A 14,739-nucleotide genomic window follows, 5' to 3' on the forward strand; every position below is an offset into this window, starting at 1 on the left:
GGCGGCGGACCCGCCGCACCGACCGGACGACCGCCCCTCAGCGAGCGGCGAGAGCCTGCGCGGCCGGGCCCACCGGGGCCGGCAACACACCGACACCGCCCAGATGGTCGTGGATGGCCGCGGCGACCGCCCGCCCCTCGGCGATGGCCCAGACGATCAAAGAAGCGCCCCGGTGCATGTCACCGGCCACGAACACCCCGTCGGCGTCGGTCTGCCAGTCGTCGCGGGCGTCGATCGCGCCCCGCGGGTTGCGGGACACCCCGAACTGCTCCAGCAGCGGCTGCTGCTCGGTGCCCTCGAAACCGATCGCCAACAGCACCAGATCGGCCGGCAACTCCCGCTCGGAGCCCGGCACGACGGTGACGATGCGCCGGCCGTCGCGCTTCTCGACGGTCACCTCGGCGATCCGCACCGCCCGCACCTGGCCGGTGCCGTCGTCCACGAACTCCTGCACCGCCGCGGCGAAGACCCGCTCGCCACCCTCCTCGTGCGCCGGGTAGCTGCGCAGCACCCACGGCCAGGTCGGCCACGGATCCCGGGCCTCGTCGCGCTCCTGCGGCGGCTGCGGGTACAGGTCGAGCTGGTGCACACCCGCCGCGCCCTGGCGGTGCGCGACGCCGAGGCAGTCGGCCGCCGTGTCGCCTCCGCCGATGATCACCACATGCTTGCCGGCCGCGTCGATCGGCGTGCCGTCCGCCAGCACCGCCGGTGCCAGCCGGCGCTCGGCGGCCTGGTCGGTGGTCGCGGTGGCGACCGCGCGATTGGCCGCGACCAGGTGCGCCATCGCCTGGTGTACGCCCCGAAGCGCACGCCCCGGGGTCTCCGGGGTGTCCCGGCCCTGCAACGCCCCACAGGCCAGCAGCACCGCGTCGTGCTCGGCGCGCAACTGCTCGGCGGTGACGTCCACGCCGACGTTCACGCCGGTGCGCAAGCGCACCCCCTCGGCGATGAGCTGGGTCAACCGGGCGTCGATGTGCCGCTTCTCCAACTTGAAGTCGGGGATGCCGTAGCGGAGCAGGCCGCCGATCGCGTCGTCGCGTTCGTACACCGTCACCGCGTGACCGGCGCGGGCCAACTGCTGGGCGGCGGCGAGGCCGGCGGGCCCGGAGCCGACGACGGCGACCGACCGACCCGACGGCGGCGGCACCGGGTGCGGGGTGAACCCGCGCGCCGCGGCGGCGTCGGCGATCTCCACCTCGACCTGCTTGATGGTCACCGGTTGACCGCCGGAGATGCCGAGCACGCAGGCCGCCTCGCAGGGCGCCGGGCAGAGCCGGCCGGTGAACTCCGGGAAGTTGTTGGTGGCGTGCAGCGACTCCACCGCGGCGTCCCAGTTGCCGGTGCGCACCAGGTCGTTCCAGTCCGGGATGCGATTGCCCAGCGGGCAGCCGTCGTGGCAGAACGGGATGCCGCAGTCCATGCATCGGGTGGCCTGCTCACGGACCAGCTCCTCGCCGGCCGGCGGGTACACCTCCCGCCAGTCGCTGATCCGCACCGGCACCGGGCGGCGGGCCGGCAGCCGCCGGTCGTAGCGCAGGAAACCGTTCGGGTCAGGCACGTGCCACCTCCTGGGCAGCCACCCGCGGGGCGGGCGGCACCGGCGCGGCCGGCGCGCTCAGCGCGCCCATCACCGCGTCGTCGACGTCGCGGCCGGCTGCTTCGGCGGCCCGCATGATCTCCAGCACCCGGCGGTAGTCGCGGGGTACCACAGCGGTGAACTCGGCCACCGCGTCCGGCCACCGCTTGAGCAGCTCCTCGGCGACCGCCGACCCGGTCTCGGCCACGTGCCGTTGGACCAGCTCGTGCAGGAGCGACTGCTCCTGCTCGCCCAGCGGCAGCAGGTCGACCAGCTCCGCGTTGACCCGGGCCCGATCCAGGTGGTGCACGAACGCCGTGCCGCCGGACATGCCCGCCGCGAAGTTCCGGCCGGTCGCGCCCAGCACCACCACGGTGCCTCCGGTCATGTACTCGCAGCCGTGGTCACCGACGCCCTCGACCACGGCGACCGCGCCGGAGTTGCGGACCGCGAACCGCTCCCCCACCCGGCCGCGCAGGAAGACCTCGCCCGCCGTGGCCCCGTACAGGATGGTGTTGCCGGCGATGATCTGATCCTCGGCCCGCTGCCCCGGCTCGGCGTCCGGGTCGAGGAACGGCGCGGCGGCGTCCGGACGGACGATGAGCCGGCCCCCGGAGAGGCCCTTACCCACGTAGTCGTTGGCGTCGCCGTGCAGGCGCAGGGTCACGCCGCGCGGCAGGAACGCGCCGAACGACTGCCCCGCCGTGCCGTGCAGCACGAACTCGACGGTGTCCTCGGGAAGGCCGGCGCCGCCGAAACGACGGGTCACCTCGCCGCCGAGCATCGCGCCGACGCTGCGGTGCTCGTTGCGCACCGCCACCTCGACCCGCACCGGCGCGCCGTCGGTCAGAGCCGGACGGGCCAACGCGATCAGCTCGTTGTCGAGCGCCTGCTCCAGGCCGTGATCCTGCGCGCGCACCCCGCGTCGGGCCGCGTCGGCGGGCAGCTCCGGCAGGTGCAGGACGGACGCCAGGTCCAATCCGTGCGCCTTCCAGTGCGTCAGCGCCGGGGCCACGTCGAGCAGCTCGGACTGCCCGATCGCTTCCTCGATCGACCGGAAACCCAGCTCGGCCAGGTATCCCCGGACCTCCTCGGCGAGGAAGAGGAAGAAGTTCTCCACGAACTCCGGCTTGCCGGTGAAGCGTTCCCGCAGCACCGGATTCTGGGTGGCGATGCCGACCGGGCAGGTATCCAGGTGGCAGACCCGCATCATCACGCAACCCTCGACGATCAGCGGCGCGGTCGCGAAGCCGAACTCCTCCGCGCCGAGCAGCGCCGCGACCAGCACGTCCCGGCCGGTCTTGAGTTGGCCGTCGACCTGCACCGTGACCCGGTCGCGCAGCTTGTTGAGCAACAGCGTCTGCTGCGCCTCGGCCAGCCCCAGCTCCCACGGGGTGCCGGCGTGCTTGAGCGAGTTCATCGGGGAGGCGCCCGTGCCACCGTCGTGGCCGGAGATCAGGATGACGTCCGCCTTGAGCTTCGCCACCCCGGCGGCGACGGTGCCGACGCCGACCTCGCTGACCAGCTTGACGTGCACCCGGGCCGCCGGGTTGACGCACTTCAGGTCGTGCACCAACTGGGCGAGGTCCTCGATGGAGTAGATGTCGTGGTGCGGCGGCGGGGAGATCAGACCCACGCCGGGGGTGGCGTGCCGGGTCCGGGCGATCCACGGCCAGACCTTGTTACCGGGCAGCTGACCGCCCTCGCCCGGCTTCGCGCCCTGGGCCATCTTGATCTGGAGGTCGTCCGCGTTGACCAGGTATTCGCTGGTCACGCCGAACCGGCCGCTGGCGATCTGCTTGACCGCCGAACGGCGGGCCGGGTCGTGCAGCCGCTCGACGTCCTCACCGCCCTCACCGGTGTTGGACTTGCCGCCGAGCCGGTTCATGGCGATGGCGAGCGTCTCGTGCGCCTCCGCCGAGATCGACCCGTACGACATCGCGCCGGTGGCGAACCGCTTGACGATCTCGGTGGCCGGCTCGACCTCCTCGATCGGCACCGCCGGACGGACACCGGTGCGCAGGGTGAACAAGCCGCGCAGCGAGCCGGCCTGCGCGGCGAGCGCGTCGACCTTGGCGGTGTACTGCCGGAAGACGTCGTACTGCCGGCTGCGGGTGGCGTGTTGCAGCAGGAACACCGTCTCCGGGTTGAACAGGTGCAACTCGCCCTCGCGGCGCCACTGGTACTCGCCACCGACCTCCAGGCGGTCGGATGCGGCGGTGCCGGCCGGCGGCCAGGCCAGCGCGTGCCGGGCGGCCACCTCGGTGTGCACGCCGGCGAGACCCACCCCGCCGATGCGACTGGGGGTGCCCCGGAAGTAGCGCTCGACCAGCCGGCTGTCCAGACCGACCGCCTCGAAGACCTGCGCGCCGCAGTACGAGGAGACCGTCGAGATGCCCATCTTGGACATGATCTTCAGGACGCCCTTGCCGAGCGCCTTCGCGTAGTTGCGCACCGCGGCGGCGGGCTCCACCCCGGCGAGAGCGCCCGTGGCGATCATGTCCTCGACCGACTCGAACGCCAGGTACGGGTTGACCGCCGCCGCACCGTAGCCGATCAGCACCGCCGCGTGGTGCACCTCGCGGCAGTCCCCCGACTCGACGATCAGCGCCGCCCGCGTACGGGTCTGCTCACGGACCAGGTGCTGGTGCACGGCGGCGGTGAGCAGCAGCGACGGGATCGGCGCCAGGTCGGCGTTGGAGTCCCGGTCGGAGAGCACCAGGATGCGCACCCCGTCCTCGATCGCCTCGGAGACGTGCCGGCAGATCTCGGTCAGCCGCGCCTTGATCCCGGCGGCACCCTCCCGGATCCGGTACAGCCCGGAGACCCGGACCGCCTTGAAGCCGGGCAGGTCGCCGTCCTCGTCGATGGAGAGGATCTTCGCCAGCTCGTCGTTGTCGAGGATCGGGTGCGGGAGCACGATCTGCCGGCAGCTCGCGGCGCCCGGGTCGAGCAGGTTGCCCTCCGGCCCGATCGTCGACGCCAGGCTGGTCACCAACTCCTCGCGGATGGCGTCCAGCGGCGGGTTGGTGACCTGGGCGAAGAGCTGGTGGAAGTAGTCGTAGAGCAGCCGCGGCCGGGTGGACAGCGGCGCGATCGGGGTGTCCGTACCCATCGAGCCGAGTGGCTCGGCGCCGGTGCGGGCCATCGGCCCCAGCAGGATCTTCAGCTCCTCCTGGGTGTAGCCGAAGGTCTGCTGCCGGCGGCGCACCGAGTCGTGCGTGTAGACGGTGTGCTCGCGGGCCGGCAGGTCGTTCAGCTCGATCAGCCCGGCGTGCAGCCACTCGGCGTACGGCTGGGCGGCGGCCAGCTCGGACTTGATCTCCTCGTCGTGCACGATCCGCCCGGCCACCGTGTCGACCAGGAACATCCGGCCCGGCTGGAGCCGCCCCTTGGCGACCACGTGGGCCGGGTCGAGGTCGAGCACGCCCGCCTCGGAGCCGAGCACCACGAGCCCGTCGTCGGTCTGCCACCAGCGCCCCGGGCGCAGCCCGTTGCGGTCCAGCACCGCGCCGACGATCTCGCCGTCGGTGAAGGCCACCGACGCCGGGCCGTCCCACGGCTCCATCAGGCTGGCGTGGAAGCGGTAGAAGGAGCGCTTGGCCGGGTCCATCCCCGGGTCGTTCTCCCACGCCTCGGGGATCATCATGAGCACCGCGTGCGGCAGGCTCCGCCCGGCCAGGTGCAGCAACTCCAGGACCTCGTCGAAGTTCGCCGAGTCGGAGGCGGCGGGGGTGCAGACCGGGAAGACCCGCCGGATGTTGCCCGGCACGTTCGGCGAGCGCAGGAGCGCCTCGCGGGCCTGCATCCAGTTGCGGTTGCCCCGGATCGTGTTGATCTCGCCGTTGTGGGCGATGAACCGGTACGGGTGCGCCAGCGGCCACGACGGAAAGGTGTTCGTGGAGAAGCGGGAGTGCACCAGCGCGATGGCGCTGTCCACCCGCTCGTCGCGCAGGTCCGGGTAGAACGCCGGCAACTGGTCGGGCGTGAGCATGCCCTTGTAGACCATGGTGCGGCTGGACAACGACGGGAAGTACGCCGGCACGCCGCGCTCGGCGGTCTCCCGCTCGGCCTGCTTACGCAGACAGAACGCCACCCGGTCCAGTTCGAGGCCGCGCAGCGGGGAGCCGGCCGGCCCGTCGGGTGTGTCGGTGAGGCGGTGCGCCGCCAGGAAGAGCTGCCGGACCCGGGGCATCGCCGCCAGGGCGGTCTCACCCAGGTCGCTCGGGTCGATCGGCACGTCCCGCCAGCCGAGCAGGTCGGCGCCCTCGACCAGCGCGTACTTCTCGACGACGCGGCGGGCACGCGCCTCGGCGGCATCGTCGTCGGGAAGAAAGACCAGCCCGGTGGCGTATTCGCCCGCTGGGGGAAGCGCGATGTCGGCCACCGCGCGCAGGAACGCGTCGGGCACCTGGATCATGATGCCGGCGCCGTCGCCGGTGTTCGGCTCCGCGCCTCGGGCACCCCGGTGGTCCAGCCGACAGAGCGCGCCGAGCCCGTTGGCGACGACCGAGTGTGAACGCCGGCCGTGCAGGTCCGCCACGAAGGCCACGCCGCAGGCGTCGTGCTCCTGCGCTGGGTCGTAGAGGCCCTGGGCGGACGGACGGGGGTGGGGCGTCGGGGACGCCTGCGGGCTGTGCGGGTGCGGCTGTTCTGTGTCCGCGTACGGCTGAGCCACCGGGCCTCCTGTCGTCACTCAGGTTGGATCATGGTGGGGACGACGTCGGCCCGTGGGTCTATTGAGTCTACGTTAGGGCCGGGGCCGCACGGCCACCCGAGATTGATCACACCGTCCACTGGCTGGGACGTGTAGTCTCGCGCGGTGGATCCGTCACACAAGCACGTCTTCGACCGGTTGGAACGCTTCTACGACGCGGTGCCCCGCGACGTCGCCGGTGCGGAGGAGCATGGCGGGCTGGTGCTGTTCGTCCGCGAAGGCGACGGCTGGCCGTTCTATGCCCGGCCCCGGATCGACGCCACCGAGCCGCCGTCGCTGGCCGACGTGTCCTCGGTGCGCGAGCGCCAGCGGAAGCTGGGTTTGCCGGAAGCCTTCGAGTGGGTGCACGAGACGACCCCGGAGCTGCTGGCGGTGGCCCGCTCGGCGGGGCTCAGCGTGCTGGAGGCGCCGCTGATGGTGCTGGACCCGAGCGCGCTGCCCGACCCGGCGACGCTCTCCGACGCGGCGGTGCGGGTGCTGGCCGCCGACTCCCCCGGGTTCGCCGCCGATGTCGCCGCACGACGTGCGGTGGCGGCGGTGGCGTTCGCCGCTGCCGGCACCGCGCCCGGCGAGGCCGGGCCGGCCGAACGCGACGCCGCCGTCACCGAACTCGAACTGGCCGCGCTCGACGAGGAGCGTGTCCGGATCGCCGACGGGCGGCGGATCTCCGCGCTGGCCGGCACGCCGACCGAGGGCGCGCTGGCCAGCGGCATGGCGATGCGGGTGGACGACGTCGCGGAGGTCGCCGGGGTGGCCACCCTGCCGTCCGCCCGACGACGCGGGCTCGGCGCGGCGCTCACCGCCACCCTGGCCCGGGAACTCCTCGCCGCCGGCACCGAGCTGGTCTTCCTCTCCGCGGGCAGTGAGGAGATCGCGCGGGTCTACCTGCGGGTCGGCTTCCGCCGGATCGGCACCGCCTGCATCGCCGAACCCGCCGCCCTCATCCCCTGAGCAGCCCCGCCCCACACCGACCTACGTCGCGGCCGGGATCAGGTCGGTGGACGCCACTGGGCGGCGGAGGCCGCGGCGCTGGAGAGCAGTCGGGAGTTGATCGTGCCCAGTGCGGCGTCCCGGGCGCGCAGCGCCAACCGGCCCCGGGTCTGGAGCACCGCCGACATCCGCCGGGTCTGCCGGACCACTGTCGCGGCCCGGGGGCGGCGCACCCGGTCGTACGTCTGGACGGCGTCGGGCAGCCGAGCCTCCCGCAGCAGCGACGCCAGCGTCGCGGCGTCCTCGAACGCGAGGCAGGCGCCCTGCCCGAGGTGCGGCGGCATGGCGTGCGCCGCGTCGCCGAGCAGCACCACCCCACCGGGCCCGACCGGAAAGCCGTACGCCCGGGGCAGCGGGCGCAGCTCGCGAACCTCCTGCTGGACCAGGTCGGCCGGGTTGGTGGCGTCGAGCAGCGCGCCGACCGGCGCGGGCCAGTCCGCGTACCAGCGGCGCAGCAGGGCAAGCTGGGTCTCCGGTGGTTCCGGGCGGGGCGCGCCGGCGGCGGTGGCCACCCAGTAGATGCCGCCCCGGGTGGACCCGCCCGAGGAGCCGCGCTCGCCCAGCGACGCGGCCACGAACCGGTAACCCGCGCCGAGAATCTCACCGGCCAGCGGCTGGTCGTCGGGGAGCCGAGGTGCCTGGTACCAGGGGATGACGGCCCGCCAGGCGGCGCATCCGGAGCTGACCACCCGGGATTCGGGCGCGAGCTGGCGGCGGATGCCGCTGTCGGTGCCGTCGGCGGCCACCACCAGATCGGCCTCGATGGTGTGCCGCCCGTCGCTGACGCCCGGCCGCTCGCCCGGCTCGACGCGGACATGACGCACCGTCACCCCGGTCCGCAACTCGACCCGCTCGCCGAGGCCGGCGATCAGCGCGTCGTGCAGATCCTCCCGGTGCACCACCACCGGCATCCGGTCGGCCGGGATGGGCCGGGGCTGCACGAGCCAGTGGCCGTCCGGGCGACGGACCCCGCCGTCGGGCAACGGGGTGGCGATGGCGGCCAGGCCGGCGCCGAGGCCGAGGGCCTGGAGCGCGCGGACACCGTTGGGCCAGAGCACCACGGCGGTCGGCTCCGGGCGGACCCGTTCGGCGCGTTCCAACAGGGTGACCTGCCAGCCGGAACGCGCCAGCGCGCCGGCCACCGCGAGGCCACCGACCCCTGCGCCGACCACCACCGCGCTTCGCATCGGTGCCGCTCAGCTGTCCCGGTCGGCGGGTCGCACGCCCGTGGCGTCGGCCCGGTCGCCGCGGCCGGCGGACGGAGCGTCGGCCGGCTCGTCGTCGCTCAGCGCGAGGTCGTCGGCGACCGCGTCGCCGGACGGCTCGCCGTCGTCCGGCTGGGAGTCGTCGTCGACCGGTGGTACGACGCCGGTTTCCTGCCAGGCCGCGTACTGCTCCTCGCTCACCACCCGGTAGCCCTCCGGCGCGGCGGCCCGCGTCGGGGTCTCCCGCTCGGAGAGGTCGACCTGGGACAGGTCGGAGGTGGGGGGCGGGGTCGGCGTCGCCGCCGGGCCGAGTGGGATCAGGTAGTCCCGAGGGCCACGCACCCGTACGAAGTAGATGAGCGCGCCGAGGAAGACCAGGGCGGCGGTCCAGACGTTGAGTCGGACGCCGAGGATCTGGTTGGCCTCGTCGGTGCGCATCAGCTCGATCCAGAACCGGCCGACGGTGTAACCCATCACGTAGAGCGCGAACGCCCGGCCGCGGCCCAGCTTGAAGCGGCGGTCGATGACGAGGACCAGAGCTGCGACACCGAGGTTCCACAGCAGCTCGTAGAGGAACGTGGGCTGGTAGAGGCCCGGTTCGAGGATCGGCTGCCCGGCGTCGTCGCGCAGGGCGTGCCCGGGGTTGTCCGGGTCCATCCGGTGGATTTCCAGACCCCACGGCAGGGTCGTCCGGCCACCGAACAGCTCGTTGTTGAACCAGTTGCCGAGCCGGCCGACGGCCTGGGCGAGCGGCAGCCCGGGGGCCAGCGCGTCAGCCACCACACCGAACGGAATGCCGAGCTGTCGGGCCGCGATCCAGGCACCGAGCGCGCCACCGGCGACCGCGCCCCAGATGCCGAGACCGCCCTCCCAGATGGCGAACGCCTTCATCGGGTCGCCACCGGCCCCGAAGTATTTCTCAGGTGAGGTGATCACGTGGTAGATCCGGGCGCCGATGATGCCGGCGGGCACCGCCCAGACGGCGATGTCGAGCACCGCGCCGGGCGCGACGCCGCGCTGCCGCAGCCGGCGCTCCGTCACCCAGCAGGCCAGCACGATGCCGGCGATGATGCAGAGCGCGTAGGCCCGGATCGGCACCGGCCCGAGCTGCCAGACCGCGGTGCTGGGGCTGGGCAGGGCCGCCTGGGGGGAGAGCGAGGCGAGGGTCACGGGTGCACACGCTACCGCTGCACACCCCCGCAGCGGCACCCCGGGCCGCTGGCGGGCGCATCCCGGTGACTTCTGGTTTGCGCCGCCGTAGGCTCTTTGTCCATGAGCGCGCTCACCTGGGCGGTCGCCGCGGTCGTCACCGACGACGCCGGTCGGGTGCTGCTCTGCCAGCAGGGCCGGGGCACGCCCCGCTACGCGTTGCCCGGCGGACGACTGCGCCCGGCCGAGAGCCCGGTGCGGGCGGCCCTACGCGACATTCGCGCCGAGACCGGCTGGGACATCGAGCTGACCGGCCTGGTCGGCATCTACCAGGTGAGCCGCCCGTCGGGGGAGGCCGCCGCCGGCCGCGCCGGCCCGCAGCCGGACGTCCTCGTGCACGTGTTCCGAGCCCGCGCGGCCGGGGTCCGACCCGCCACCGACCCACCGCCGGGCTGCCGACTGTCCTGGCACTCCCCCGACGCGCTGCCCGAGGTGGTCACCCCGCTCACCCGAGCCGCCGTCACCGACGCGACCGCCGGCCGCTTCGGCGTCCTGCGCGACATCGGCTCCACGCCCGGCGCCGTCGCCACCGCGTCGCTGCCGGCGGCCCGCCCAGCCGGGGACGAGCGGCCGACGGCCGACCAGGACGCGCGGTACGCCAAGCCGGGTTGAGCCGGGCCGGGCGACGCGGGCTCAGCGGGTGGGGTTACGGACGCCCTCGGCCAGTTCGGCGCTGAGCGTGCGCAGGGCGGCCAGGCCCTCAGCCTCGGTGGGCGCGTCGAGCAGGCACCGGATCAGCGCGCTGCCCACGATCACCCCATCGGCGTAACCGGCCACCGTGCCGGCCTGCGCCCCGGTGCCCACCCCCAGCCCGACACCGATCGGCAGGTCGGTGACCGCGCGGGTCCGGGAGACCAGCGTCGGGGCGGCGTCGGAGGTACGCGCCCGGGCGCCGGTCACCCCCATCACGGCGGTCGCGTAGACGAAGCCGCGGCAGTGCTGCACGGTCATCGCCAGCCGCGCGTCGGTGGACGAGGGCGACACCAGGAACGTGCGGTCCAGCCCGTGCGCGTCCGAGGCGGCCAGCCACTCGTCGGCCTCGTCGGGAATGAGGTCCGGGGTGATCAGGCCGGTGCCACCGGCGGAGGCCAGGTCACGGGCGAAGACGTCCACGCCGTACCGCTCGACCGGGTTCCAGTAGGTCATGGTGACCACGGGAGCGCCGGTGGCCGCCACCGCCTCGATGATGCGCATCGTGTCCGCGGTGCGTACGCCACCGGCCAGCGCGATGTCGCTGGCCCGCTGGATCACCGGCCCGTCCATCACCGGGTCCGAGTAGGGAATCTCCACCTCGATCACGTCGACGCCGGCCTCGACCATGGCGGTCATCGCGGCGATGCTGCCCTCGACGGTGGGGAAACCGGCCGGCATGCAGCCGACCAGCAGTGCCCGTCCGTCGGCGCGGGCCTTGTCGAAGGCCACCCCGATCCGGCTCATCTCACCGCTCCTTGTCGAGGATGCCGAAGTAGTCGCCGGCGGTGTGCACGTCCTTGTCGCCCCGCCCGGAGAGGTTGACCACGATGGTGGGCTCCCGGCCCAGCTCCGCGGCGAGCTTCGGAGCCAGCGCGACGGTGCCGGCGAGCGCGTGCGCGCTCTCGATCGCCGGGATGATGCCCTCGGTACGGCAGAGCAGCTCGAACGCGGCCATCGCCTCGTCGTCGGTGACCGGCAGGTAGTTCGCGCGGCCGGTGTCGTGCAGCCACGCGTGCTCGGGCCCGACGCCGGGGTAGTCCAGGCCGGCGGAGATCGAGTGCGACTCCAGGGTCTGCCCGTCGGCGTCCTGGAGCACGAAGGTGCGGGTGCCGTGCAGCACCCCGGCCGAACCGCCGGTGATGCTCGCCGCGTGCCGGCCGGTGGCCACCCCGTCGCCGCCGGCTTCGAAGCCGTACAGCCGAACGGCCTCGTCGCCCACGAACGCGTGGAAGATGCCCAGCGCGTTCGAGCCGCCGCCGACGCAGGCGGTGACGGCGTCCGGCAACCCGCCGGTGAGATCCAGGCACTGCTGACGGGCCTCGTCTCCGATGCCCCGGACGAAGTCGCGCACCATCGCCGGGAACGGGTGCGGGCCCGCGGCGGTGCCGATCAGGTAGTGCGTCTCGTCGACGTTCGCCACCCAGTCGCGCATCGCCTCGTTCATCGCGTCCTTGAGGGTGCGCGAGCCGTTGGTGACCGGGACGACCGTCGCGCCGAGCATCCGCATCCGGGCCACGTTGAGCGCCTGCCGCTCGGTGTCGACCTGGCCCATGTAGACCACACACTCGAGGTCGAACAGGGCGGCGGCGGTCGCGGTGGCGACACCGTGCTGGCCGGCGCCGGTCTCCGCGATCACCCGGGTCTTGCCCATCCGCTTGGTGAGCAGCGCCTGGCCGAGCACGTTGCGCACCTTGTGCGCGCCCGTGTGGTTGAGGTCCTCGCGCTTGAGCAGCACCCGCGCGCCGACCTTCGCGGAGAACCGCCGGGCCTCGTAGAGCAGCGACGGCGTGCCGGCGTAGTCGCGCAACAGCGCGCCGAACTCCGCCCGGAAGGACTCGTCCGCCATCGCCGTACGCCACGCCCCGTCGAGCTCGTCCAACGCGGCCACCAGGGCCTCGGGAACGAACCGACCGCCGAAGCGGCCGAAGTGGCCGGCGGAGTCGGGCTGCGGGCCGGCCACCGGGGCCAGCGCGTCGGCGCTCATCGGGAATCCTCTCGGTGGGGCGTCAGCCCGGCGCGGGGTCAGCGCACCGGCCGGGGCGTTGCCGGGTGGTTGCCGGCGTTGACCAACTCGGCGACCGCCTCGCGGGGGCTCTTCTGAGTGACCAGGCCCTCGCCGACGAGGACCGCGTCAGCGCCCGCGGAGGCGTACCGGATCAGGTCGTGCGGGCCACGAACGCCGGATTCGGCGATCTTGACGACGCTGCTGGGCAGGCCGGGCGCGATCCGCTCGAACACCGACCGGTCGACCTCCAGGGTACGCAGGTCACGGGCGTTGACCCCGATCACCTGCGCGCCGGCCTCCAGCGCGCGGTCGGCCTCTTCCTCGTCGTGCACCTCGACGAGGGCGGTCATGCCCAGCGACTCGATCCGCTCCAGCAGGCCCATCAGGACGTTCTGCTCGAGGGCGGCGACGATCAGCAGAACCAGGTCGGCGCCGTGCGCGCGGGCCTCGTGGATCTGATAGCTGGAGACCACGAAGTCCTTACGCAGCACCGGCACGGTGACCGCCGCACGGACGGCCGCCAGGTCGTCCAGCGAACCGCCGAACCAGCGCCCCTCGGTCAGCACGCTGATCGCCCGCGCCCCACCGGCCGCGTAGTCGACAGCGAGATCGGCCGGGTCGGCGATCTCGGCCAGCCGGCCCTTGGACGGCGACGAACGCTTCACCTCGGCGATCACGGCCACGCCGGGCTTGCGCAGGGCCGCGTACGCGTCCATGGGCGGCGGCGCCGCCGCTGCCAGTTCACGGATCCGCTCCAGCGGAACCTGCTCCTGGCGTCGGGCGACGTCTTCACGCACGCCGGCCAGAATCTCGTCGAGCACGCTTACGGACGCTGCCTGGCCGGCCTCGTCCCCCTCCGCGTGCGCATGCTCAGCAGTCACGAACGGACTCCCCTCTCCGGGCGTCATGGGCCGATGCTAGGGGCAGCCGACCGACGCCGGATGCCGGGGGTATGGCGCTGCTCACGAAAAGGGCTGCGGCATAATGGCCGACTTGCCGTGAAGGGGTTGTCACGCAGCGCCACCTCCGGTATCGATCACCGTCACGCGGTATGGAGCCTGGCGGCCACGGTCAGACCGGGCCGACCCATCGATCATGCCACCAGTTACCGCGCGGCGCGCGACAGCAGCGACCCCGGTCGATGTTGTGAGCAAGCTCAAGGTCGGCCGGCCGGTCCTGGTCACGGCCGGGGCGAGACAGTTGACCGGGCGGTCACCGCGGCGAAACGTCGACGGGCGAGCATCGTCCTCGGGCAGACTCGATGGCGCGCCTGCCCCGACCGTCGCAACTCCTCGCGCGAGGTGATCATGAGCATTTCCGAGCCGCACCCGACCATCGGACTGACCACGATCTCGCGGACGGTGGCATCGCTCGCCGTCGGCGTGGTGCACACCGTGGAACGGGCCGTGGTGGGCGAGGGACGGATGCGGACAGCACGGGGCAACGCCTGGGAGGCGGTCTGCGCCGACCGGGCGCGCGCCGACCAGCGTGCCGAGCTGAACCGCCTGGTCGAAGAGCTGACCGCCGCCCGCGCCGCCGGCAGCCGCAGCCACTGGGAGCGCCAGCCGGTCGGCTGACAGCCCCCGGCCTCCGCGTCCGCCGGCTGTCGCGCCGTCAGCCGCCCGTCGCGCCGTCCGACGGCTGTCGCGGCGTCAACCGCCGTCGCGGCCATCGGGCCGGTCGAGCAGTCGGTCACCGTGATCATGCGGGGCCACCGCGTCAGTCGGCCGTCGGGTCCTCGCCCCGGTCCAGCGCGTCCCACGCCTCGGTGGTGCGACGCCTCGCCAACGGCGTCGGCGGGGCCGTCGGGTCGCTCTGCGCCGGCGCGTCCTGCGGCGCGCTCCGCGCCGGACGCTCGTACCGGGCGCCCATCGCCGGCCAGTCGCCGCCACGCAGCGCCGTCCACCAGCCTCCTCCGGCGGCCACCAGGCCGCCGAGCAGGCAGAGCGCCGGCCACTGCCGGCTCACCACGCCGCTCACGTCGGCCACCAGCCCGTACCCGCCGCCGGCCGCCACGGCCAGACCGAGCACGCCGAGCAGCGCCCCGAGCACCCGACGCAGGCGACCCCGGGTGGCCAGCACCGCGCCACCCCCGGCCAGGGTCACCAGGGCCAACGCCGGCAACCAGGGCAGCAGACTCGCACCGCTGCGGGTGTCACGCACCGGCGGCAGCGGTGCCGGACGGGCCGTCAGCTCGACCGACCAACCGCGCGTCGCGGCCCATAGCGCCAGGCCCGCGCCGGCCAGGCAGAGCAGCACCGCGTACGTCAACGCGCGCCGGCCCCCGACGGGCCGATCCCCGCCGCTCACGAGCTCGTCCCATCGTCCGCGACCGCCGGGCGCC

The 14,739-nt window shown here is 73.7% G+C and carries 11 protein-coding genes; 3 read left to right on the forward strand and 8 right to left on the reverse strand.

The features are described 5' to 3' along the window. Positions 1 to 37 precede the first annotated feature (37 nt). Positions 38 to 1,558 carry a glutamate synthase subunit beta gene (locus ACZ6NZ_RS26710; RefSeq protein ID WP_465860800.1) on the reverse strand — a complete coding sequence of 507 codons (1,521 nt, stop codon included), beginning with the start codon at positions 1,556 to 1,558 and terminating at the stop codon, positions 38 to 40. Next, a complete protein-coding gene (gene gltB / locus ACZ6NZ_RS26715) occupies positions 1,551 to 6,254 on the reverse strand; it encodes a glutamate synthase large subunit (RefSeq protein WP_465860801.1) in 4,704 nt (1,567 codons plus the stop codon). Before gltB ends, ACZ6NZ_RS26710 begins: the two co-directional genes overlap by 8 nt. Before the next feature lie 144 nt (positions 6,255 to 6,398). On the opposite strand from gltB, the gene ACZ6NZ_RS26720 reads away from it, so the two are divergent. Next, positions 6,399 to 7,244 (forward strand): GNAT family N-acetyltransferase, encoded by an 846-nt coding sequence (locus ACZ6NZ_RS26720; protein ID WP_366613286.1) that lies wholly within the window; start codon positions 6,399 to 6,401, stop codon positions 7,242 to 7,244. 38 nt (positions 7,245 to 7,282) lie between these two features. On the opposite strand, the gene ACZ6NZ_RS26725 is transcribed toward ACZ6NZ_RS26720, so the two are convergent. Both ACZ6NZ_RS26725 and lgt read right to left on the reverse strand, forming a co-directional pair. Beyond that, the gene (locus ACZ6NZ_RS26725; RefSeq protein ID WP_465860802.1) at positions 7,283 to 8,470 is read right to left on the reverse strand and encodes an FAD-dependent oxidoreductase; all 1,188 of its coding nucleotides are present in this window, start codon (positions 8,468 to 8,470) and stop codon (positions 7,283 to 7,285) included. A 9-nt stretch (positions 8,471 to 8,479) separates the two neighbouring features. Further along, positions 8,480 to 9,658 carry a prolipoprotein diacylglyceryl transferase gene (gene lgt, locus ACZ6NZ_RS26730; protein ID WP_465860803.1) on the reverse strand — a complete coding sequence of 393 codons (1,179 nt, stop codon included), beginning with the start codon at positions 9,656 to 9,658 and terminating at the stop codon, positions 8,480 to 8,482. A 102-nt stretch (positions 9,659 to 9,760) separates the two neighbouring features. Between lgt and ACZ6NZ_RS26735 the strand changes: the two genes are divergently transcribed. Further along, entirely contained in the window at positions 9,761 to 10,309 is a 549-nt protein-coding gene (locus ACZ6NZ_RS26735; RefSeq protein WP_465860804.1) for an NUDIX hydrolase, read from the forward strand. Between the two features lie 21 nt (positions 10,310 to 10,330). Here the strand turns inward: ACZ6NZ_RS26735 and trpA are convergent, their stop codons facing one another. The 3 genes from trpA to trpC are packed head-to-tail and all read right to left on the reverse strand — an operon-like array spanning position 10,331 to position 13,216. After that, entirely contained in the window at positions 10,331 to 11,134 is an 804-nt protein-coding gene (gene trpA / locus ACZ6NZ_RS26740; RefSeq protein WP_465860805.1) for a tryptophan synthase subunit alpha, read from the reverse strand. A 1-nt stretch (position 11,135) separates the two neighbouring features. Beyond that, the gene (gene trpB, locus ACZ6NZ_RS26745) at positions 11,136 to 12,374 is read right to left on the reverse strand and encodes a tryptophan synthase subunit beta (protein WP_238667348.1); all 1,239 of its coding nucleotides are present in this window, start codon (positions 12,372 to 12,374) and stop codon (positions 11,136 to 11,138) included. A 38-nt stretch (positions 12,375 to 12,412) separates the two neighbouring features. After that, complete coding sequence (gene trpC, locus ACZ6NZ_RS26750; RefSeq protein WP_030334428.1) at positions 12,413 to 13,216, reverse strand: indole-3-glycerol phosphate synthase TrpC; 804 nt, start codon at positions 13,214 to 13,216, stop codon at positions 12,413 to 12,415. A gap of 486 nt (positions 13,217 to 13,702) precedes the next feature. Here trpC and ACZ6NZ_RS26755 point away from each other — a divergent pair, with 486 nt between their 5' ends. Then, the gene (locus ACZ6NZ_RS26755; RefSeq protein WP_366613277.1) at positions 13,703 to 13,972 is read left to right on the forward strand and encodes a hypothetical protein; all 270 of its coding nucleotides are present in this window, start codon (positions 13,703 to 13,705) and stop codon (positions 13,970 to 13,972) included. Positions 13,973 to 14,114: 142 nt separating this feature from the next. Here ACZ6NZ_RS26755 and ACZ6NZ_RS26760 read toward each other — a convergent pair whose 3' ends face one another. Further along, complete coding sequence (locus tag ACZ6NZ_RS26760) at positions 14,115 to 14,705, reverse strand: Trp biosynthesis-associated membrane protein (protein ID WP_465860806.1); 591 nt, start codon at positions 14,703 to 14,705, stop codon at positions 14,115 to 14,117. Between the last annotated feature and the right edge of the window lie 34 nt (positions 14,706 to 14,739).

This window comes from Micromonospora sp. NPDC047756, from assembly GCF_055587245.1.

Bases quoted from the DNA above. Each gene is read 5' to 3' on its own strand.
- ACZ6NZ_RS26725 (WP_465860802.1), bottom strand. From the start codon at position 8,470: ATGCGAAGCGCGGTGGTGGTCGGCGCAGGGGTCGGTGGCCTCGCGGTG.
- ACZ6NZ_RS26735 (WP_465860804.1), top strand. From the start codon at position 9,761: ATGAGCGCGCTCACCTGGGCGGTCGCCGCGGTCGTCACCGACGACGCC.
- trpA (WP_465860805.1), bottom strand. From the start codon at position 11,134: ATGAGCCGGATCGGGGTGGCCTTCGACAAGGCCCGCGCCGACGGACGG.
- trpB (WP_238667348.1), bottom strand. From the start codon at position 12,374: ATGAGCGCCGACGCGCTGGCCCCGGTGGCCGGCCCGCAGCCCGACTCC.
- ACZ6NZ_RS26755 (WP_366613277.1), top strand. From the start codon at position 13,703: ATGAGCATTTCCGAGCCGCACCCGACCATCGGACTGACCACGATCTCG.